This window comes from Bradyrhizobium sp. 157 (genome assembly GCF_023073815.1).
GTDB lineage: Bacteria > Pseudomonadota > Alphaproteobacteria > Rhizobiales > Xanthobacteraceae > Bradyrhizobium.
In genome coordinates, this window is sequence record NZ_JADPKF010000084.1 from 22,194 (window position 1) to 44,164 (window position 21,971).

At 58.2% G+C, this 21,971-nt stretch carries 20 protein-coding genes; 13 read left to right on the forward strand and 7 right to left on the reverse strand.

Features of this window, described 5'->3' with window-relative positions:
• Positions 1–87: 87 nt before the first annotated feature.
• A complete protein-coding gene (locus IVA95_RS22825) occupies positions 88–2,736 on the reverse strand; it encodes a hypothetical protein (protein ID WP_247512535.1) in 2,649 nt (882 codons plus the stop codon).
• A 408-nt stretch (positions 2,737–3,144) separates the two neighbouring features.
• Positions 3,145–3,345 (reverse strand): hypothetical protein, encoded by a 201-nt coding sequence (locus IVA95_RS22830; RefSeq protein WP_247512536.1) that lies wholly within the window; start codon positions 3,343–3,345, stop codon positions 3,145–3,147.
• 332 nt (positions 3,346–3,677) lie between these two features.
• On the opposite strand from IVA95_RS22830, the gene IVA95_RS22835 reads away from it, so the two are divergent.
• The 10 genes from IVA95_RS22835 to IVA95_RS22880 all read left to right on the forward strand — a co-directional run bounded on the left by IVA95_RS22835 (position 3,678) and on the right by IVA95_RS22880 (position 11,797).
• The gene (locus IVA95_RS22835; RefSeq protein ID WP_247512537.1) at positions 3,678–4,307 is read left to right on the forward strand and encodes a ParB/Srx family N-terminal domain-containing protein; all 630 of its coding nucleotides are present in this window, start codon (positions 3,678–3,680) and stop codon (positions 4,305–4,307) included.
• A 388-nt stretch (positions 4,308–4,695) separates the two neighbouring features.
• Positions 4,696–5,208 (forward strand): hypothetical protein, encoded by a 513-nt coding sequence (locus IVA95_RS22840; protein WP_247512538.1) that lies wholly within the window; start codon positions 4,696–4,698, stop codon positions 5,206–5,208.
• Entirely contained in the window at positions 5,094–6,299 is a 1,206-nt protein-coding gene (locus IVA95_RS22845) for a vanadium-dependent haloperoxidase (protein ID WP_247512539.1), read from the forward strand. Before IVA95_RS22840 ends, IVA95_RS22845 begins: the two co-directional genes overlap by 115 nt.
• A gap of 36 nt (positions 6,300–6,335) precedes the next feature.
• Entirely contained in the window at positions 6,336–6,761 is a 426-nt protein-coding gene (locus tag IVA95_RS22850) for a hypothetical protein (RefSeq protein ID WP_247512540.1), read from the forward strand.
• Positions 6,762–7,044: 283 nt separating this feature from the next.
• On the forward strand, positions 7,045–7,782 hold the full coding sequence (locus IVA95_RS22855; RefSeq protein ID WP_247512541.1) for a hypothetical protein: 738 nt from the start codon (positions 7,045–7,047) through the stop codon (positions 7,780–7,782).
• A 231-nt stretch (positions 7,783–8,013) separates the two neighbouring features.
• A complete protein-coding gene (locus IVA95_RS22860; protein WP_247512542.1) occupies positions 8,014–9,354 on the forward strand; it encodes an adenylate/guanylate cyclase domain-containing protein in 1,341 nt (446 codons plus the stop codon).
• Positions 9,355–9,576: 222 nt separating this feature from the next.
• Positions 9,577–9,873 (forward strand): hypothetical protein, encoded by a 297-nt coding sequence (locus tag IVA95_RS22865; RefSeq protein WP_247512558.1) that lies wholly within the window; start codon positions 9,577–9,579, stop codon positions 9,871–9,873.
• Between the two features lie 753 nt (positions 9,874–10,626).
• Complete coding sequence (locus IVA95_RS22870) at positions 10,627–11,019, forward strand: hypothetical protein (protein WP_247512543.1); 393 nt, start codon at positions 10,627–10,629, stop codon at positions 11,017–11,019.
• Positions 10,988–11,278: a helix-turn-helix transcriptional regulator gene (locus IVA95_RS22875; RefSeq protein ID WP_247512544.1), complete on the forward strand. Its 291-nt coding sequence runs from the start codon at positions 10,988–10,990 to the stop codon at positions 11,276–11,278. Before IVA95_RS22870 ends, IVA95_RS22875 begins: the two co-directional genes overlap by 32 nt.
• A gap of 150 nt (positions 11,279–11,428) precedes the next feature.
• Positions 11,429–11,797 carry a hypothetical protein gene (locus IVA95_RS22880; protein ID WP_247512545.1) on the forward strand — a complete coding sequence of 123 codons (369 nt, stop codon included), beginning with the start codon at positions 11,429–11,431 and terminating at the stop codon, positions 11,795–11,797.
• A gap of 534 nt (positions 11,798–12,331) precedes the next feature.
• Here IVA95_RS22880 and IVA95_RS22885 read toward each other — a convergent pair.
• Positions 12,332–12,664, reverse strand: coding sequence for a hypothetical protein (locus tag IVA95_RS22885; RefSeq protein WP_247512546.1), 333 nt, complete (start codon positions 12,662–12,664; stop codon positions 12,332–12,334).
• 617 nt (positions 12,665–13,281) lie between these two features.
• Positions 13,282–14,433 (reverse strand): hypothetical protein, encoded by a 1,152-nt coding sequence (locus IVA95_RS22890; RefSeq protein ID WP_247512547.1) that lies wholly within the window; start codon positions 14,431–14,433, stop codon positions 13,282–13,284.
• Between the two features lie 1,174 nt (positions 14,434–15,607).
• Here IVA95_RS22890 and IVA95_RS22895 point away from each other — a divergent pair.
• Both IVA95_RS22895 and IVA95_RS22900 read left to right on the forward strand, forming a co-directional pair.
• Complete coding sequence (locus IVA95_RS22895) at positions 15,608–16,006, forward strand: hypothetical protein (RefSeq protein ID WP_247512548.1); 399 nt, start codon at positions 15,608–15,610, stop codon at positions 16,004–16,006.
• Positions 16,007–16,032: 26 nt separating this feature from the next.
• Complete coding sequence (locus tag IVA95_RS22900; protein WP_247512549.1) at positions 16,033–16,272, forward strand: AlpA family phage regulatory protein; 240 nt, start codon at positions 16,033–16,035, stop codon at positions 16,270–16,272.
• A gap of 910 nt (positions 16,273–17,182) precedes the next feature.
• Here IVA95_RS22900 and bcsS read toward each other — a convergent pair.
• Both bcsS and IVA95_RS22910 read right to left on the reverse strand, forming a co-directional pair.
• Complete coding sequence (bcsS, locus tag IVA95_RS22905; protein ID WP_247512559.1) at positions 17,183–17,908, reverse strand: cellulose biosynthesis protein BcsS; 726 nt, start codon at positions 17,906–17,908, stop codon at positions 17,183–17,185.
• A 16-nt stretch (positions 17,909–17,924) separates the two neighbouring features.
• Positions 17,925–20,012, reverse strand: a complete 2,088-nt coding sequence (locus IVA95_RS22910) for a glycosyltransferase (RefSeq protein WP_247512550.1) — start codon at positions 20,010–20,012, stop codon at positions 17,925–17,927.
• 327 nt (positions 20,013–20,339) lie between these two features.
• Here IVA95_RS22910 and IVA95_RS22915 point away from each other — a divergent pair, with 327 nt between their 5' ends.
• Positions 20,340–21,146 (forward strand): alpha/beta hydrolase, encoded by an 807-nt coding sequence (locus IVA95_RS22915; RefSeq protein WP_247512551.1) that lies wholly within the window; start codon positions 20,340–20,342, stop codon positions 21,144–21,146.
• Positions 21,147–21,695: 549 nt separating this feature from the next.
• On the opposite strand, the gene IVA95_RS22920 is transcribed toward IVA95_RS22915, so the two are convergent.
• Positions 21,696–21,968 (reverse strand): hypothetical protein, encoded by a 273-nt coding sequence (locus tag IVA95_RS22920; protein WP_247512552.1) that lies wholly within the window; start codon positions 21,966–21,968, stop codon positions 21,696–21,698.
• Positions 21,969–21,971 lie beyond the last annotated feature (3 nt).

Here is a 21,971-nt window from a genome sequence, read left to right on the forward strand (position 1 = left end):
CGATCACCATTCGCACCCGCAGTGGGTGTGACCGCCATTTCCCCCTGCCGTCTTGTCTGGCCGAAGATGCGGTATTCGGACTTCCCTTTACTGATGTGGCCGCCGAATCGTGGCGCCTTCCTTTCCTGCGATACTAGCCTCGGGGCTAACGGGGCCCTTCTCGGCTGACATGTCGATCGACGGCACCCAGCGGCTTGCAATGATCACGATGGCGCAGACCGCATAAGAGCACACCCCCAACGCATAGGTCTTGGCGATGCCGAACTGGATCGACAACGCCACACCCAGCACCGACGCGAACATCGACGTAATTCCGTTGGTGCTCCAGAAGAACGGCAGCAGTTCATGATGACGGCGCCAGACACCGAGGCCGAGCGGAAACATCATCCCCATGCAGAATGCAGGAGGAGCCAGCAGCAGGACAGACACCAGAATACGCATGTCGGTTGACAGCGACCGCGCCCAGGTGGTGACCAGCGGCGTCAGCAGCCCTGCCATCACGAGCGTGGTGAGGAGGGCGGCAATCCTGAAGACGGTGACGCGTGATCGGGAGGAGGTATCCGCACCGACCGTGGCGCTGCCAATCCCGCTAAAGAGAAGAATTGTGAATAGCACGACGCTCAGCCCGTAAACGGGATGTCCGAGAAAGACCATCAGGCGCTGCATCTGCGATATCTCGATCAGCATGAAGCCCATCCCGATCGCGCTGAAATAGGCCACGGGCGGCGTCAGTGTCGCCATTGGCATCCGCGTCGCAAGACGGAGGAAGGGCAGCACGATGTAATATCCGCAAGCGCAGAGCGCTACGATGATGAGCAAGCCGGTGATGCCGATCGCGACATTGTTGCTCATGATGTCCCAACTATGGATGCTCACGAAATCGCTGAAGCGCGACGTATAGAAGAAGAACGGATTGTCGTCCGTCGAAGCAGCGATGTTTTCCGGCAGCGAATCGAAGAAAGCCTGGTCTGCCTTGTCGGACAGCAATGTCGAGGTGACGGCATCGAAGGTGAAGTCCGGCCCCAACAATATCTTGAAGCCCTGCGCCTGAAGTCTCTCGCGCGCGCCTTGCCATTCTGCGTCGCTGAACGCGTCAGGCCGGGTAATCACCGTCACGATGCTGCCGACGTTGACTGCGACGACGTGATGCCGCAGCTCCCCGGCCGACACTCCCTTGCGCTGCAGCGCGCTCGCGGCAATCGCGATCAGGCGGTATAGCTCGCCACGGTGCTTCTCGGCATCGTACCAGCGTGATACCGACAACAGCCCGCCAGGCTTGAGCGCCCGGTAAAAATCATCCCACGCCTCCACGGTATAGAGACGATTTTCGGTGAGCGTCAGGCCACCGGCCGCCGTCGCCGCCCATGTGTCGATGAGCGAAATCTGCACCAGATCGTACCGCTCGGACGAGTGATTGATGTAGCTTCGCGCTTCGGCATTGACCAAGGATACGCCGGGCTGACGATCGAGATGGCCGGAGAAATCGGCGAATTTTTCGGTGAGCACTTCGAAGATCGCCGGGTTGATCTCAATTCCGCGAATCCGGCTGGCGCCGAAGAGCAGACCGGAAAGGATGTCACGACCTCCGCCCACGCCAACGACAGCGACGTCGGCCGTCGGCTGCACGTGGTAGGCTGCATTGATGACATCATCTTTCAGGTAGGCGAGCTTTCCGATGTCGCCATCAAACCTGGTGATGACCGTGCCTGCATCGGCATCGATGTCGAGATAGTGTTGGTCGACCCGGGCATCAGGAGTGCCAACCAGACCCCAACCAAACGGGACCTTCTCGGCCAACTCGCGCACCCTTACCCGCGAATAGGTATTCCAGCGTTCGAACAGCGTGCCTGTCTGTTCAGCGCCCTTGGCCCAGAACACACCGAGATGGCTTCGACCGGTCAGGTCAAGGCCGGAGTGCACGGTGGCCGCGACGGCCAGCGTTAGCGCGACAGCCCCGCTCAAATGCACACTGCGGACATCATTGCTGGCTCGCACGACGATCCAGCCAATGCCGGCAGCAAAGGCTCCGATCCATAGCGTGGCGCTTACGGGGTCAATCACCAGCAGTATGAAGATCACCCCGAGACATCCAACTGCGGCGCCGAGGAGGTCGGCTGCATAGAGCCACCCGCCGCTATATGGCAGACGCGTCAGCAACAACGTTATGCAAACCCCGCCTTCCGTGAACGGAGCTACGAAGGCGATGATCGCCAGCGCCAGGGCGATGGGCACATTTGCTGCGGATACCAGCAACGGCACGCACAGGAAGACGATCATTGCGCCAACGCTGCTGAGTGCGAACCATGACGCGTGGTGCGCGAATTCGATTCCGACCCGCTCGGTGGCATAACGGGCGGGCTTGCCGTAGACCTGCATCGCTCCGCGGGTGAGCCCCAGCATGGCAAGTGAAATGGCCGCGAATGCGAAATGATAATGGAGCATAACGCTGAAGAAGCGCGTTATCAGGATCTGGTAGGAAAGCGTCGCGAACGCCAGCACAAAGATTGCCAGATAATAGCGACCGGGAATCTTGGATACGGATTGCAATACGCTGCCCTCTTGGTGGGGGGCTCTATTGGGTGCGCTTTGACCACTCTCGCTACACGCGATCGCCGGATAACTTCCTACTAACTCGTTGATACGCCCGCACAGACTAAGTTCATATTCAGGCTCCGATTGTAGCGGGCGGCGACCCGATCCTGCAGGAGTGGGTTCCACCGTCAGACGCAATACCATCTGTCACATGAGCATTATACCGTCAGAGGAGCTTTAGCATCGAGATGGCGGCGTCGGTATACCGACCATGGGTGATTTGGCGGCAGGCTAAGTAATGAAGAGGCCGCCAACTGAGGCAGCCTTACTCTCGGTTGGTGGTCCACGTTTGCTCGCCGCAGTCGCACTTGTACATGCGGAGCGTGTCACCGTTACGGGGATCAAGTATTCTGTGAATGAGCTTTGGCTGTGCCCCGCACCGGCCGCACCGAACGGTGGTCGCTGCTTGATTTGAAACAGGGTTCGCGCTGGTCATACGCTGCACTCCCGACTAGGCGGGAGCGCTGCAGCGTCTCTCTGTCACCGATAAATTACTCAACTGACCGTGCGGTGATGGCGAACCTTAGACCTTTTGTCCGGCCCCGACACTAATCATTTTGGGAGCTGTAGCCCGCGCGAAGTCAGCCATTTATTGACCTGAGCGGCAACATCTATCAGGCCGGCCTTCCGCAGAAGCTCGTCGTGACGAATGCCATGGGGCATGGCCTCAGCCTGCTTGCGCAAGTTAATTGCCTCTTCCTCTAAGCGGTATTGAAATGTCGATAATTGCTTGAAACGTCGCCGATGCAACATGGCGTGCTCCCTGTTCGATTGGGCGGGAGCGCAACTGGCGTTCTCATCACCGATAGAAGCCATGGGCCGGGCGGCGACTTGGTGGCACTCAAACTAGGCCACTCCCAAAATCAAATTAGGCCACCGAGCCCGGTACCGGTGGGCCTAAGGAACAAATCGAATTCGTGGGCCAACAATGTGCTTCTGATCGATCGTAGGTACTTTGGGGTGGCCGAAGACGCGGGGGAACGCGGGACCGCGGGCCTTTCGGGTATTTGGCGGCACCTTTTTCCGGCTTTGGTTGCCCGCAAAACCCATCATCGGCCCCGTAAACGGCTCAACAGGCGGCAAAAATGGATGCTCTAGTCGGCAAGCCGGCCGTAGAAACATGGCCCGTTGACCGTTTACGGCCCTATGAGCGGAATTCGCGCCGGCATTCGCCCGAGCAAATCGAGCAAATCGCGGCCTCAATCCGGCAATGGGGTTGGACAATTCCGATCTTGGCGGCCGACGACGGCATGGTTCTCGCCGGTCACGGCCGATTAGCGGCCGGTAAATTGCTCGGAATGACCGAGGTCCCGGTCATCGTTGCGCGCGGTTGGAACGATCAGCAAAAGCGCGCCTATGTCATCGCCGATAATCGGCTGACCGACGCGAGCGATTGGGATGACGAGATGTTGCGGCTCGAACTGTCCGACCTCGTTGAAGGCGGTTTCGAGATCGCGCTGACCGGCATCACCGAGGACGAGTTATCGAAGCTTTCGGTCGGCGTCGGCGAGTTAGAGCAGATGCCGGAACTGCCCGACGGCGATCGGTCGCCATACCGCGATATGACGTTCATTCTCAATGGAGAGCAGTGGGAGATCGTCGAGCGCGCCATCGCTAGGGCGACTAAGCCGCACGACCCGGACAATCCCAATCGATCGCCGCAAGGCAATGCGCTCACCGCGATCTGCGCCGAATATCTAGGGCGCGTCCCATAAATCGAGTTTAATTGGTGCGGCCTACTCGATGTCCGCTACGCCCCGATACCGACCGAACGCCGCAGCGTAGCGAAATGACGCGATGGGCCATTTCGGAACCTTCGCGCCGGGAATTTTCGGGCGCAGGCGGCTAACCAAGCGTGGCCTCCCCTGAGTGCTGCGGTATCGGTAATAAGGTGTTGATCACGCTGGCTTCACGGCGATCTGATTTCATGACAACCAGGCCAATTGACACGCGCTCACGATGACCAGAGCGTACATAGTAATCACAGACTGCAATACATGCAAAAGTCAGCCGGTACGAACGAACTCCGAGCCGCGATCTATTTGGACGGAAGAAGTCGGTCTGACGCCCTCTCGGTTGAAGTCATTGCTTGGGAGGCTGTTTATGTTAGCAAAACATTTGTACCACCGTCGCACTGAGGCGCTGAAAATACGAACTGAAGCGGCGCAAATCTCCACCCTGAGCGAATATCCGAGTCACGTCTCGAATGGTGAAGAGCAAGATTACAGTAATGCCGGTGGCCCAAGTTTCATCGCAAACTACTCGAAGGGTCTTCCACACAACGCGTTTGGCGAGGTCAATCGTCGAGCGTATCGCGCGATGGTTCGTGCATTGCACAGCCGCGATCCTCAACTGTTCGAACAAATCCCAAAGGGCCGGGTTCTCGGCCGCAATCTTACCAACCCGCAGGCGGGGCTCGCCTTCGACCTGGAAGGACCAGACGGTCAAGCGATAGCCATTCCTCCGGCACCACGTATTGATGGTCAGAGAACAGCGGAGAAATGGGTGAGCTTTACTGGATGGCGCTACTGCGAGACGTCAGCTTCATCGACTACGGCTCCGGCGCTGGAACCGATGCGGGTGCTAACAATACCGGGGCCGCGGCGATATCCCTGACCAACGAGTTTTCAGTGTTCCGAGGACCACGCGACGCGGCTGGCAATGTCACACCGGCAACACTGTTTCGAGGCATCGCTCCCGGCGACGAAGTTGGCCCCTATGTGTCGCAGTTCTTATGGCGGGGCAACGTTGATCCAATTCTTGGCCCCACAGCCGCAGACGGTTTCATCAAATATGGAACGCTCAGGATAGATCAGCGGCAGAAAACAGCACAAACTGGCGTCGATTTTCTGACCATCTTTCCGCAATGGCTCGCAGTGCAGAATGGCCTTAACACGGTCGGAACAGATGTATTTGATCCAAAGCGACTCTTCATCAGAAATCTTCGCGATCTTGCAACGTACGTGCACTTTGATGCGCTGTACGAAGCGTATCTGAACGCCTGCATAATTCTGCTTGAAATGCGTGCGCCGTTCGATCCGGGAAACCCATATATCGACTCAAGGAACCAGGATGGCTTTGGAACTTTCGGGGGGCCGCATATCCTTTCGCTAGTTACCGAAGTTGCGACCCGGGCACTCAAGGCAGTCTGGTTTCAAAAATGGTTGGTGCACCGGAGACTCAGGCCTGAGGCGTTCGGTGGCCTGATCCATGTCCACCGGAACGTCGATCCGGGGCGCTACCCTATGATCGACTCGGAGATTCTCAACTCTTCGGTTATCCCGCTCGTCGAGGGTCTGCCGACCGGCACCGCGCTGCTGCCAATGGCGTTCCCCGAAGGATCACCATTGCATCCCGCTTACGGCGCGGGTCACGCCACAGTCGCTGGCGCCTGTGTGACAATCCTGAAAGCATGGTTCGATGAATCATTCGTGCTTCGGAACCCAGTTCAATCCGATGCTGCCGGGGCCAATCTCGTCCCGTTCGCAGGTCCGCCACTGACCGTAGGTGGTGAATTGAACAAGCTCGCCGCTAACATCGCGATTGGACGAAATGCGGCTGGCGTCCACTGGCGCACTGACTACACGGAATCGATCAGATTAGGAGAGCGCCTCGCAATAGGCCTGCTCAAGGAGCAGAAGCTGGTATATAATGAATCTTCGAACCTCTCTCTCACGAGATTTGATGGAACAGCCGTAACGATCTGACGGGATTGCATCAGCAAGAGCTCGAAGGAGGTTACCATGCAACAACTTACCGCAGAACTGCTGCGCGAGGTCGCGCAAAAGACCGAAGACGACAGCGCTAGGGCTCTGGCCGAGCTCGATCAGCCGGATGCAGAGGCGGAGGGTTCCAGAGTGTGCACGCAAGGCAACCTGCAGGATTTCCCGCGGTCCTTGCCGCAATATCGCTTCGAAGGAGAAGCTGAAGAGCCAGAGTTGATGCAGACCCCAATCCCTGCGCCTGCTGCGGAACTCGGTCGAGCTACGCTGGATGATGCCAATGATAAAGCAGTATCTATCCTCTATGCGCTCGCGGCCGCACTCGAGGCAAATCCGGATATAGAAATCCCCAACGCCCTGCTGATACCAGTCCGGCCATATATCGAGGCCTACAGCGACGAGATAGAAAAAGCGTCTGGTCGAAAAGGGCGGGCGAAGCGAAGGTAGTCGCGTTCAACTGCGCATTCGCAGCGTTGCCGAATGCTAATGCCTGCCTTGGGTCATCTGCGTTGCTTAGCCACTTCCGACAGTGTCCAGTCTACCCTTAACAGCAGACGACAGATCAAGCGTCGAGGTCCGCCGGTAGGGCCAGCATCGCAGCACCCCGCTGCCGGAACGTCTATCGCTATTGATTACTCGCGCCGGCCGCGATGGGCCGTGGTGAGTTGATGTACCGCCGTGACTCCCGACCGGAGTCTCGAAGCATGCGCTACGAACTGAGTGACTAACTATGGGACAGGCTAGGGACATCCGCGTCGTGCCGATCGCAAAGAAGGACGCCGACGCGCTGATTATTCGGCTGCATTACAGTCACAAGACGGTCAACAATGCTTTCCTCGCGCTCGGCGTCTTTTTGAACGGCCGGCTTGAAGGGGCGATGACGTTTGGCCCGTCGATGGACAAGTCGAACATCCTCGGACTCGTGCTCGATACCGCATGGAACGGCTTTCTTGAACTGAACCGGCTGGCGTTCTCGGAAGCCTTGCCGCGCAATTCCGAAAGCCGCGCGCTCTCGATCGCGCTGCGGATGATCAGAAAGCATTATCCGCACATCGAATGGGTGATCTCGTTCGCCGATGGATGCCAGTGCGGCGACGGGACGATCTACCGTGCGGCCGGATTTGTGCTCACCGGGATCAAGCTGAATAAAAGCTTGCTGCGATTGCCCGATGGTTCAGTGACGCACAAGATGACGCAAGTGACCGGAAAGAACCGCGCGGCGCATTTCGCCAAAACCGGCGGTTCATGGTCGGGCCAGGGCGTGCCGCTCGACGGCTACCAAATGCGGTATATCTATTTTCTCAATCCCAAGGCGCGGGTGCGGCTGGCTTGCAAAGAAATCCCATATGCGGAGATCGAGCGGCGCGGCGCCGGCATGTATCGCGGTCTTGCGCGTGGTAAGCAGGCGATGGCCGATCACCAATCGGAACAGCGGCGCGGCAGCAGCGACCACCACGCTCCAGCTTGAGCCGACAGGTCGGGTTTTGGAAGAGAAGCAGAAATCATGTGCTCATTCCGAGCCTTACCGGTTGTGACCGAAGCGGACATCGCGGCCGCACTTGGCATCACCCTGGGTTCCCCCCAGTCGCTGCGGGTACCTACGGGTGGGCGGCAGTCAAGTTCTCCACCGAATTCGCTAGCCTGACGCGGAATGAAGTGCGACACTTGCGCCGCGCGGTTTGTCACGCAGTAGGCCAACATGGCTGACATCCCGGCCACTCACTACGTCAAAAGTGACGACGTCCATATTGCCTATCAGGTGATTGGCGACGGTCCGCGCGACCTGCTGTTCGTCCCGGGTTTTGTCTCCAATGTTGAAGCGCTCTGGCAATCGCCGGTACGCGCCTCCTTTTTCCGCAAGCTTGCGACGTTTGCGCGGGTCATCACGTTCGACAAGCGCGGCACCGGAATGTCAGATCGCGGTTCCCAGATCTTCACGCTTGAACAGCGGATGCACGACGTGCAGGCGGTGCTGGATCAGGTTGGTTCCCAGCGGGCCACCTTGTTTGGCGTGTCCGAGGGCGGTCCGATGTCGCTGCTCTATGCAGCGACCTATCCCGAGCGCACGTCAGCTCTGGTGCTTTGCGGCACTTATGCGCGACGCTCGTGGGCCCCTGACTACACATTTGCATGGACCGATGCCCAATGGAGCGCTTTCCTTTATGACATTGAGCACCACTGGGGCTCGGCAGATGCAATGAGTTTGCTGATGTGGGCGCCCAGCCTTGCTGGTAACAAGCAGGCACTTGAGCAAATCGCCGCCTACTTCAGGGCCTCTGCAAGCCCAGGCGCGGCATCTGCGATCCTGCGCATGAACCGGGAGATCGATGTCAGAGATATCCTTCCCGTTACGCGTGTACCGACCTTGATTTTGCATCGCACCGATGAGCGCGTCATCGACGTGAAGCACGCGCGTTACCTGGCACAGCAGCTTCCTTGCGCCAAACTGATTGAGCTCAGTGGTCAGGACCATATGGTCTGGGTTGGCGATCAGGATGCAATTATTAATGAGGTTGAAGAGTTCGTCACCGGGCACCGGCAGGCAGCAGAGCCGAACAGGGTGCTTGCGACTGTGCTATTTGTTGACATTGCGGGGTCGACGGAACGCGCCGCCGCGCTCGGGGACGGCGCCTGGCGCGGGCTGCTGGACGCGTTCTATGCCAATGCTCGGGGCGTGCTCGGCCAGTACCGCGGCCGCGAAGTCAACACCGCCGGCGACGGTTTTCTTGCCACGTTCGACGGGCCTGCGCGGGCTGTGCGTTGCGCCAACGCAATCGGCGATGCGGTGCGCCCGCTCGATCTGAAGGTCCGTTGCGGTTTGCATACCGGCGAGTGCGAATTCGTCGCTCACGACATTGTTGGCATTGCCGTGCATATCGGCGCGCGTGTGGCGGCGCTAGCTGCGCCCGGTGAAGTTCTGGTCTCACAAACGGTCCGCGATCTCGTGGCAGGCTCTGGGTTGACGTTTGAAGAGCGCGGCCGTCACGTGCTCAAAGGCGTGCCGGACAAATGGCGTCTGTTCCGTGCGGTAATGACCTAGCACGTTTTCACCCGCCGCGGTCAGAGCACCGATGGCCGCTTTTGGCCCCAAGCCGACCAACTTCGTCGCTTGGGGCTGGTCTGGTATTGGGGGCAGTCCGGACATCGCATTAGCGATCCTTCGGCCGCCGCTTGTGACCCATCTCGGAAGTGGGCCCTAGTCCAGCAGCGGCCCGAGATGCTTTGATGAGTGGGGCTGGAACTCAGACGCATGGGTGGCCTGATGTACATATTCATTCGAAAGTACACCAACGTTCATTCGGTTGCGGATGCTGCCCGCCGCGCCAAAAGCGGCGTCGGTCAGATCCTAAGGGAATCGCGCGGATTCAGATCTTATTATGTACTGGATGGGGACGAAGGCGTCGGTGTCGCTGTGATGATATTCGAGGACCGCGAAAGCGCCAATGCGGCGAACGATAAGGTACTGGAGTTTGTTAAAGCGAGCCTGCTTGACCTTAATCTTGGAGACCCAGAAATCATCGCCGGGGAAGTTTTGGTCAATATAGAATCTGATGCGTAATTGTTCGTAAAGGCGTCAGGGGCAGCGCGTCAAAGCTGCGGCTCCTGGCTACGAACCCAATCCGTTGCTCCCGACTGTTACAGCAAAATCGGCACGTTTGAGACATGCCGACGCACTCCGAAGAAGTTCGCTCATCGGGGCGGACCGGAAGTGGCCGCTCCACGACGCAAATGACCCATGTCGGACATAAACACCGCGCGATAAGAAGCCTGAGCGGCTAGTTCCAAGGCAATTCTTTTCCGTGCAGCAAGCTCGGCGCGTGGAGCTATGCGGGCGTGTGCACCCATGCGCCAACGAGCGGCGGCCGAAGGTCATCGGCGTCGATGGCGTCTCCGACTTCAACGCGCTGCATTCCGGCAAGCAATGAAAAGGTACAGCTCTGCGCGTTCGATGTGCTCGCGCTGGACGGCGACGATTATCTGGATGCGCCTCCGTGCCTCCGCCCCTTACCGGACCGCGTGGGCCGGACTAGGTCAGCCGCGAACGGCGAGCGCGCGCTCTTACCGAAGCTGTTGATCTTTTTCTGTTACGGACAAGCCGATGCAGAGAAACGATCCAGGGCGTACTTGGAGCCGAACCTCGGGTTCATAAGGATGGCGATGGGCGTGCGACTCGGCAATCATGCCCGGCTGCATGGCGACGAAAGGCGCCCATCAAATGCCGTACAACTTTGGGCGACAGTGCATCCAGATTGTCGGCTTCAGACTAGAAGTAGCGTGACGTTACAGTAACTTGCATCGAAGGAGAGCAGCTATGCCAGATTGGTTGCCGACGGTAGTGCCTTACGGCGCTGATCAGACCGTCTACCTTGTGTTCGATAGTTCCGGAGCGTCACACAATGATTGCCCCGAAAAGGGGATCGAGCGGGACGACGTCGAAACGATCATCTCCGATCTCCTAACCGGCCAATTCAAAGCTCCGGTTCGCGTCATGGCCTTCAACACACTTGAGCACTGGATCGAGGATGTTTCCAACGAAGTAGCCGAAGAAATTCAAACCCGCTGCGATATCGATGGCGTACCAGTACCCGAACACATCAGGGACTTTGTTGCAAGCCACACCGGTGCAATTCAGCGGCTTCACTTGGCTTTGAGCCTGGAGTTTGGAAAAACTCATGACCAACAACATTCTCACAAGCCTTCGTGACATCCGCAAGGCAAACAACATCAGCCAGGAATCGCTTGCTGTCAGCATCGGCATGAACAGCCAGTCGGGCATTTCTGGGCTTGAGCGGGGCATCAGGTCTCCGACCTTGGCCACGCTGACCATCTGGGCTGAAGCCCTCGGCTATGAACTCGTGTTGAGGCCGAAGCAAGGAATCCAACTCCCATTCAGGTCATCGCACACAGCCAAGACCCTTAGCGGACGTTCCGAGACGCCAGACAATGCACCTTGTGAGGCATAAGAAATCGACCAAAAACAACAGTCTTGCTCAAAGCAGAAGGCTGCTTAGGAATGGGATTCCATTTTCGTCAGAATGTGGCCTGATTAATCGCCGAAAGTTAGTGTGATTCGCGGATGCTAAAATTGGTGACAGTCCATAACGGAGGCTGCCATGAAAGCGTTCGATCGCGTACTGACGACATTCGGTATTCTTCTTCTGTTTTCCATTCGTGCTGATGGGCACGATCCGTCGATGCCGCATCACGAATGGTTCAACAAGCAGGAAATGAACCCGGCTGCACAGCGTCGGCTCGGTCTTCCATACAAGTCTTGCTGTAACAACGGCGACGTATTCAAGACCCGCTTCAGGGTTGGTGAAGATCGCTCGGACCAGTGGCAATACCTGAAAGATGGCGAGTGGAAAATCATCCCACCCGATATAATAAGAGAAAGTGATACGCCCGATCGTACCCCCGTCCTGTTCATCAACAAATCCACGGGACAGGAGCTCTGCTTCTTCGTACCGCAAGGAGGCCTCTGATGAGTGGCCTAGATCCGATACCGCATCTAAGACTTGCGCAGAAGCCCCCAAGCTCTAGGTTTGGATGCCCGGTTTGTAGGCCGCAGACGGGTATACTTTCTTGACTCACTGGTACGCGGAAAACGATTGCGGTGACCGAGAACGACAAGCTGGCTATCTCTGCTTCGATAAACTCACGTGCATACTCTGTTTTGTGAACGACGAAGAACCCGGACACTGTTGAGGTGACGAAAAACATTGGCAAGCAGTCGCCCAACAAAGGCGGCGTCTCAAAAGCGCAGGCCTTCCAGAGTGACGCCCTTCCATCTTGCGGTACTAGCGAATTGATCGAGTAGGCCTCGACGCGCCTTCCGCTATTGGCCCAACTCGGACCTCTGGTGAGGTCCGCTATTGCGCCGCGATCAGAGGTACAGCGGACCTCATGAGCGCCTTGTGGTGCGAACGGCTCCCGGCGGATGAGCCGCGTAGGTTGCTCATCCGCCGGGCCGGCGCCGCCATGGCAATGCCTCGAACAGCACGGCGCATTCCTGAATTTTACGGATCCACGTGGCGGACCAAACCGCCTTGACCCGCATCCTCCGGCGCGGCCGGCGACGGCGCGGTGACCCACTCAAAGCCAAGGATCGCGCGCGGATCGCAATCGACGCGAAAATTAGCGGGCAGTCCCTGCGACTGCGCGATTTCGATGAGGGAGCACTCGTCCCGCTCTGCCTGTAGCAAGTCGCCAAGGAGATCAGTTTCGGCGTCGCGCCTCTGCTCGGCCGTCAATGCATTCTCGTCGTCGGCGATCGCATCGATCTCGCGATCAAGCGCCGCAATCAGCGCGTCCCGATACAGCCACGCAAACAGGCCGAGCGTGTCGGGCAATTCGAAAAGCCTACCAGCCGATCACCGAAGGGTATTTGGACTTGATGGTGCTGCGTCGAAAAAGCGATCGGCCCGTCATGCTCGATCGCTTGATCGGTACGCGGCGCGCCACTCTCGGCCAACTGCTCGATCCGATCGCGCATTTTCCTCTTCGCAACCGACGAAGGCCAGGGCGACGAGCGGACACGATTGAGATCGGCTTTCACCTCGCGAACGCGCCGACGTCGGCCTTCGATTGCGTCGAGCAAGTTCCCTTTGAACGTCGGCGTATCGACCTTCACCATCTGGCCGATCGATACGGCCGGACGCGCGGCGATGGCTTGCTCGATCGCGCGGATTATCTCTCCGGCTTTTTGAAATTTGGCGCCGCCTTGTTCTTCGGCGCGAGCGGCGAGGCGCCGATCGCAAAATCTCATTCCGCGCAGCGCTTTGAGCCGACTGCTCCTGCCTTGAACGTTCCAGTCCGAGCACGGCCACGGCGGTCGACGGTTTATCGACGGCTGCATCCAGTTGGTCCGCCAGCCACTGCCGCTCGTGCTCTGCGAGGCTGCCGTCCCGCAGAGCTTCTACGAAGGCGCGATCGAGCCGGAGCGCGGACATGGAGCAGCCTCGTCCCTCTAAGAGGACCCATAAAGGTCGCGAACCGCGCGTTCGGCTCTGCGCTCAGCGATGCGATCACGCACAGCACGCGCGGCATTGGCCTTCTTTTGTCGCTCGCGGTCGGCGAGCAGCGTTTGCCTGTTTGCCATGCTTCCCATGACAAGCCGTTCGCGACGCCACCGTTCAAGGTCGTCGCGCTCTCGCAGTTGCTGGCTCGTCTTGCGCTGCTCCTGCCATTTCCTGCGGCACTCTCGGTCGCGATGCCGCGCCTCGTATTCGCGGTCTAGAACAAACCGGAAGCCGCTTTCCCAATTTCGAAGGTCGCGCTTGGGATCGAACCGGCCATAGTAGCGTCGGCCGCTCGCGATCTGGCCTTTGACATAGCCGGGCCAGAACTTTTCCATCAGTCGCGTCGTCTCTCGCCGACCCACGAAATGCAAGCCGCTGTTGTGGTGATCGCGCGCCATCGCGGCCGCCTTCTCGATAACATCAGGAGGCGGCTCGCTCGATATAGTGGTCTGCGGTGACGCGGCGCGGGAAGTGGTCGAAGTGGGCCGATGCGGTTGGCCTTCCTCAAGAGAAATCAAATCAGATTGTGCCGCGCGGGAACTGCTGTTTTGGCTTTCTTCTTTGGAAGCGGCGGCGGCATTGCTCATGTCAAGCGGTTCCCGCGCCGCGTCACTGATCTTCGGCGAAAATCCGTGGCCAGCAATATCCTCGTTACCTGCTGGCCACGCTTTTTTCTTGGGCCGCCCGCGCGACCTCCCGCTGCTGCGCTTCGCCCGCCGGGCGCGCTCGGCCTCGCGCCGCTTGCGCTTCCGGTCCGCCTCTCGTTCGGCCCGGTTCATGTCGAAAGCGCCGATGGTGGTGATCTTGAGCGCCGTCCGTTCGGCCATGGATAGGCGCAGCCGCCATGCCAGCGCGTCCGCCTTCCACTTGCGCGGCTCCTCAGCTACCCATTTAGCCAGCCGCTCGGCCTCATAGGGCGGCAGCCAGGGTACCCATGCCCGCGCCCAAGCGACGATATGCGCGATGACCTCGCCGCGCAGATAGGCGATGTGGTGCGCTGCAATTACGAGATCGTCCATGCCCGCGTCATCGTCGGGCAGGAAGCGGCCGTAACGGTGCTTGAACAACCGTTCCAGTTCGCGAAGGCGGATCAGCGTCATCAGGCGGTCATGGTCGGGCTTGCTGTCGTTCCGCTTGCGCTGCTGCTGCGCTTGCCAGGCGTAGCGGCGCGAAATCTCGGCGTGACGTGCTTGCGCGCTCGCGGGCCGCGCGATAGATTTTGCTGTGTCGGCCATTCTCGATCTCCATCGATGGTTGGCGCATGCAGAGAAGTTGCCCGCGCGCGGTGGCGGACCGTCGCGCGGGTTTTCTTTAGGACGTGGTGGTGCTTGCGAAGCTGGCGGAGGCTGCGGTGTTCAGAGAGGAACGAGCAGTCAGCGGCATTGATCTTGCCGACGTAAGCTTGCCACGACTTTGCATCATCGATTGCAACGACTGCGTTGCTCATGGCGCGACCCGCTATTGAACGGTCGCGCTGGCTGCCCCCATTGCGCTCATGGCAGCGGCACGCCAGAGCGGCGAATCCCTCAAGTGGGCAACATCGGCCTCGTAAACCTTACAGAGGAGCTTCTGTGCTACCCCGACGCCGAAATCATTCGTCGTAGCTGCTGATTTTGCCATCGGCCTTCCCTTTGCGTTGGGCACGGCCCGGCGAATTGGGAAACGATCGCCGGGCCGCGCATCTTCGCAAGGAGCCGATCAGGCGTGACCGCGCGGGGTGGTGAACAGCATGTGATGATGTGGACCCCATGGTGATCCCTTGAGTACGACCGCGCCGCAGCGCGAGCCCATGCACCCCCATGACATCAAGCGTTACTCAGATTTTTTGCCCTTGTCATACGTAAACAGCGATCTTGGCCGACCAATTGTGTAAACCGAATTTTTTCAAATGGTTCGCCGTGCAGGCCACGATGCGATCGCATGCCCGAATGCGATTTGCAGACGCGACGAACGTCTCGCTGTCGCATTGGGTTGCAAGTTCCTTTCTGCCGGCTTTTTTTAAGCCGGTATGTTGACCGCAACGTAGATGGAAAATTTAATCATGGACCGGCGCTAGAGACGAACGATAGCGCCCGTGCCACGGCGTCACTGCCCCGCATTTCCGACCCAGCGGGCGGCACCAGCAAAACTTGGACATTGACGATAGCCCCGGAGCATCACCTCCGGGGAAGTGGGTGGCTGTCATGAGCAGAGGCGGCAAAACCGCGTTTGCGCACAAGCCATCAGGAAAATCCGGAGACCGAGATCGATCGCTGAATGAGAGGAGAAGACGGAATGAACGAGCAGAAGATCATGCCACTATTCGTGTTCCAACGCCGCCGTCACATCGAACTTGAGGGCGGCTCTATCCTTGCCGGCCAACCGATCGTCGATAATCCGAAGCAGGCCCAGTTAAAGGCGCGCCACAAGCAGATGATCAATTCAATCGTTCAGAAACTGGGAGCCGAGGCCACTTCCGGGCGAATGCCGGCCGACGCTTTGGTTTTGGTTCGCACGGCACGTCCGGCGAACGCCGTTGAGACGAGCAACGATAAGGTCATGGCGGCTTGGGCGAAAAACTCGTTGGTGATCGGCGTCAGGGTTGATCCGCACAACGACGGCTTTCTGCGCATCGATAGCGATCAGTTGCGGCAAATGGGGCTTTCATCTGGTTTTGCGAGGAATACGCGATGATCGCAGCAAAGCGAGCAGAAGCCGCAATGGAGGACGGCACGCCGGATCGGCCCGGACCTCGACGCATGTTGAGCGAAGCGCAGGTTCTGGCGATCGTCCCGATCTCGCGAACCACGCTTTTTCGGCTGGCCAAGTCCGGCCGCTTCCCGAAAGGAACTTATATCAGCCCTAACAGGCGCGTTTGGTACGAGGATGAGATCGTCGATTGGCAGAGGCTGGTTGACGAATTCAATCCGCGCCGAGGGCGGGGCCGCCGCCAACGCTAAGCGCGCTCTCGGTGCGTCGTCGCTAAGCGACATCGATGCTGAGGTCCGGCATGTCGCGCGGAAACAGAACCGTCAACCATAGCGCCGGTTTAGGATGCACCTCATCCTGTGGGCGCATCCTCCCTGAAAATGAACAAACTAGTTTATTATGTCTGGATCGCTGCTACATCATTGATCACTGCTGCACTATTAAGGGATGGTCCGCTACGCGGCGAACTCCCGTTCACATACCCATTTGCAGACGAACTAGGATTGTAATTGCGCACGCCCATTTATCAGTCGTGAGGGCTCAAATCATGACGAACCGCTTTTCGAGGCGCATCATGACCGATGTGCTCATAGTCCTAGTATCCGTGGTGATGATCACGATTGCGGCGACATCCTGGGGCGAGCCCATTCGGTCCGGCATCGCTGCTTCTATCCCGGGTCCATTCCATCTTGCGATGAAAAGGACACTGGCAACCGCTGAACCGAGCAAACGGAACGTTGCCTACGCGCAATCGAGATGCCGGCTTCGTTCTGCGCCTCTGCAATGGAACGTAGACTGGCTTTTCCGGCCGCCTCTAGCTCCCGGCTGACGAATTCGATCCGAACCGAGGACGCGGCAAAGGGCGTCGCCATTCTTGCTTCGGACTGACAAAGCGCATCATGTCCGCTTTCGAGGGTAAACCGGGCATCCAGTGGTGTTGAGGCTGAATTCCGCTTTTGACCCCTTAACAGACATGCGGGTCTCGGTCCGCTATCGTCTCATTCGGTGCAATGCCGAGCCACCACTACCTTCTGGCGCAGTCGTTCCCAGCCGCGGCAGTATCCGCCGCGCAAGAGATCGAGGGTCTTTGATAAACTGCGCAAGTTTGCCCATGGGTTCTGGATAATGGCTTTGTTCGTCACTTGCTGGGAAACCCGGCGGTCAAAAACTGGCTTGAAAATTGAGTCCAGTATAGAAGCCGTTTCCGTATGTAGAGTCGCGGACAAAACCCAGTGACACGCCGGACTGCATGCCCAAAAAGCTAAAACCCGTAATATGGCCTCCGACGCGAACTTGGTCATAGGTCCAACTGCCCGAAAAGGCGGCCTCAGGGCCAACGAATAGGTTTTTTGCGATGGCGATACCCGTTTTACCCTGCGCATAGAAGAACTCGGACCCGGTGTTGTAGTGCGCCTGGGCGTAGAACATCGTGTTGCTGGTCGGATTGCCGTAAACTGAAGACAATACTTTGATCCCGTATAGGGTGGTATTGGATGGCAACAGACCAGGTGCTGCATATACGTGGGCGTTCACCATCGATGGGCCCGCGGCAACAAGCCATGACCAGCCATTAGAGATGAACTGGTAACCCACCAAGGCATCGAGTGTTGTATCGAGGCCGACGCGTTTCGTGCCGACGTCGATGAAGCTATAGCGCCGCGCTGACGCAATTCCTTGCACGCGCCAGCCCGGCTCCCATAGGCTTCCGAAGGGAGAGTAGCTCGCGGTCAGGTCCGTATAGAAGGCTCCGTAAGAAGCAAAGTCGCTGGAGTTTTGAAGCGACCATCGAGGCGGCTCTTCTGCGCTGGCGCTCGCGAGACTCACCGCACCCATCGCAGCCATGCCTGCAAGCGAATTCCAGGCAACCTTCGTCGTCCGCCGAATCATCACTCCGGTGCTGTCCCTACACAGTTGGCTCTTTAGCGAGTTGCCTTGTCACGTCGGCGCCGACGTCATTTTGGCCGAAACGCAAGGCAAAGCCCGCCGCGATGTCGACAACAGCCTCTCGCCACCCAATCAGGGTTAGAAAGCCGTAGAGGAAGAAGCTGACGTTGATCGAGCAAAAGCCGAAGAATAAGAGATTGCCAGACCATAGGTTTGTGGCAGCGGAAATGATGGAAGTGGCTGTAAGGACGAAGAGTGCAAGCAAATGAGATGCCGGCGCAGCGGTGCGGCCCTTGATCTTCGGGGTGCGAGCAAAAGGACTCTTGCGGCCTGTCGCCACCTGTTCGAGCGACCGATAGACACCTGCCAGGTTAACCGGAACAAGCAGCAATGTGAGCGCATAGACCCGAAGCAGATCTCGCCACTGGTAGCCAGTCCTCGTTAAATCCCGACCATACAGCAGATAATATGGAGCTGCTGCGATCGGGAACCAAATGTTAGAAAATTCGCTTCCAAACGGGACGATCAGCAACAGCAGTAGCCCGACATTCGCCAGGGTCGGCGACAGCAGATAGTGTGATCTAATGAGAGTTTCGAGTACCCCGGCGCGAGGTGCCTGTCCTCTCGACCAGAGTTCGAGCAGGCTCGGGAAGATGATTAGCCCGCCATTCGCCCAACGCCGGCGCTGGATCACGAGAGCGCCAAAATCCGATGGGGTCGCGCTAAACGCCAACCGCTCGGGATGATTGTGCAAGCGCCATCCGCGCGCCGCGAGATCGATGGTGGATCCGGTGTCCTCAATTAGAGTTTTATCCTGGATGAAGACCGGGATCGGGTAACCGCGCTCCTCTGTCGTCATCCTGATCTCGTCCAAGGCCGCGCGGCGGAGAACCGCGTTCGCGCCCACCCAGAATGTAGCGTTGTAAGCGGTGAAACCCTGATGGACGAGATACTGGATATCGGTGGTGGCACCCGCCACTCGTTCTAGCACCGTCGGTGGATTGGGATAAGCCGAATAGGGCGTCTGCGCTATAGCGATGCCCCGATCGGCTTCCATGATCGAGACGAGCTTGAGAACGTAGTCGGGAAGAATGATGCTATCGGCATCGATAGTTATAATGTAATCGGCTTCGGGCACCGTGATCTCCGCCTCGTCCGCCGGTGTTTCCGTTAGTAGCAAAACGCCGTTGGCGCCTTTCGAGATGGAGAATGTGCGTCCGATCAGTCCGATATAGCTGTTAAGATTCATTGCCTTGTTCGGCGCATGCGAGAGATTAGCAAATCGCTTGCGCTCGAATGTGTCGATCGGAACAGCAAATAACGCCGCGAGTCGCCGGTATTCCCGCTGTATCCGCGCCGCATCAACACTCTTTCCGTTCTGAAGAAGCGCCGCGGTATCGCGGTGCTTTTTGACGAGACGGTCGATGACTTCGCGCGCGAACAGTTCATCGGCATGGGCAAAGGCTGGCTGGGACAGTTCAACGTAGCGTTTTCCGATCGCCTCCACCACTGCTGCGGCATCGTCAAAAAGAGCCCCGACGATCTGCCGCTCGCTCGAAATAACTGCTGTTCCTGATGACGCACGTTCGAGATAGGTGCGTGCTGCCACACAAAATCGCTCTGCTGCCGCAGCTAACGTGTCATTCAGTTCGACGATAAGTTCGCGCGTCGCTGAAACTGCGACCAAGTCGGCTCCACTACGGGCCGGCGGATCGTCGAGAAGCAAGGTGACTCTGCGATTAGGATATTCTGACAGGGCAGCGGACACGATCGTCTGCATGACCACGGAAATCTCTTCCTTAAAGGAAGGGACAAGGATGCTTACTGTCGGGCTGTCATCATAAAGCGTTTCAAGATTGCAATGCTCGTCGCGACAATTCAGATAATTCAAATGACGCTTAAGCTGACCAATTCGCGTCAACTGATAAACGATGTTTCCGTAAAACAGACTGAGCAAGGCAATGCTAAAGACAATGACGAGCATTACCTTGATGGAGAGACCATCCGCGCCCAGATCGATGCTGGTGAACACATTGGCGAATCCCAGCGCAAGCGCAACGGTGCTCGCAACCACGGCAAAGCGCGTCAGCAAGATGTCTTGTTTCATTGAGAGATGAGGTCCGGTGTGTGATGCAAGGAGTTTGCGACTTGATTAATAAGTTTGTCGCAAATGTGCCCCGGCCCCGGCCTCAATGTGATGATGATTGGACGCTTATTTGGATAGCCGCATTCAAGTATACCGCAGATAGCTCGAACATCCATCGATCCGCCGAGCGATCAAATGCGCGGCGCCGACGTCCAAAATGACTCAGGACGAGCATTTCAGGTCGGCAGGGTTTCGGGGTTGTTCACTCGGCAAATGACTTCCGCTGTTAGCACTTTTGAGACATGCTGACGGACTCTGAGAAGGTCCGCTTATCGGGAACGACCGGAAGTGATCGGCGCCCCCGGCCGCTCGACTTTGGTTTCGCAACAAGCCAACATCATTGCAAGATCAATCCTGATCAAGCAAGCCAAGCTCGTTGAGCATAACACGTCAGCAACGGAGGATCATATGGCATCATTCGTCCTTGTCCCCGGGGCAGGCGGAATGGCTTGGTATTGGCACCGCGTGGTTCCGCTTATTCGCGCGGCGGGGCACGAACCCACCGCGATCGATCTGCCTGGCGACGACAGGCACGCCGGTCTCGCGGCGTATGCGGACATCGTCATCCGCGCGATCGCAGAACGAAGCGACGTTATTCTCGTCGCTCAGTCGCTAGCGGGCTTCACGGCGCCCCTTGTTTGCGCGCGTGCGCCCGTGCGGATGCTCGTGTTCGTCAACGCGATGATCCCCAACCCCGGCGAGGCCGCTGGTGCCTGGTGGGGCGCAACAGGAGCGGCCGAAGCGCGGGAACAAGCTGCGGCGCGCCGCGGCTATGCGACGGAATTCGATGTGGGAACGTACTTTCTCCACGACGTGCCGCAGAACGTGCTGCGCGCCGGCCCGGAACGCCCACGCGAGGAAGCCGAGACTGTTTTCGGCGAATCCTGTTGCTTCGAGCGCTGGCCCGAAATCCCCATTCATGTTCTTGCGGGAAGAGACGACCGTTTTTTCCCGATCGAATTTCAACGGCGTGTCGCGCGTGAAAGGCTCGGAAAGGAGGTGGAGGAAATTCCCGGTGGTCATCTCGTCGCGTTGTCGAATGCGGAAGGGCTGACCGAGCGCCTTCTTTCGTATGAGAGGGGCCTGACACGCTAGTGCCTTGCCGTTGTCTCTTGAGCACAAGCCCGAATTTGTCTGATGGCCAAGGCGCACCTTCGCTATCGGTCTCACACCGCGCCCGATCGGCAATGCCAGGGCGCAGGTCAGCTTTTTGAAAGGAGTAGCGGGCTAACTTTCGCGAATCAGCCAAGGTCCGAATCTGGCACCTTTGCGACATGCCCGCCTATCCTGAGAATGTCCGTTCACCGGGGTAGACCGGAAGCGGCCGGTCGAGGGTCAAGCCGGCGCTTTTGAGCCAAGCGGAATATCGACTGCTTAGCTCAAAAGCACAACGTTTCCGGTTTGAGTGATGCAATATGACAGCGACCTGCCCCGCTAACGCGTGTCGAATCTAAGCGCACCAGCGGGACATGGCTTGACAGTATATCCGGACGAAAAATTGGTGAGCCACAAGTTTGTGGCACGCGCTAAACGAAAGCGCGTACGAGCAATCCCAGACCGGCAATGGTGACGACCATGAGGAGGCGCGGGCGCACACCGCAGCCAAAACGCGAGCCAAAGTTCATCGAGTCATTGACCGATGCGCTAGACGCGGTGAAAAGATTCCGGGTGAAACGTTGCTTCGCCTGCCGGCCAGGCGATGGTCACTAGCTCACCAGTATCAACAACTAAACCGACCGAACTTCCGCTATTCAGTCGGACACGTTCTCCTATCTTCAGGGGCGTGCGACGGCTCGGGCCTGATCTCTTCTCCAAAAGAAAGCTAACAACGGGCAGCGCAACCGCGACAAGAACGACAATCCGTGCCCAGTTGATTGGTTGCTCGTAACCGTCCGCCATGCTTGTTGGATCAATCAAGTC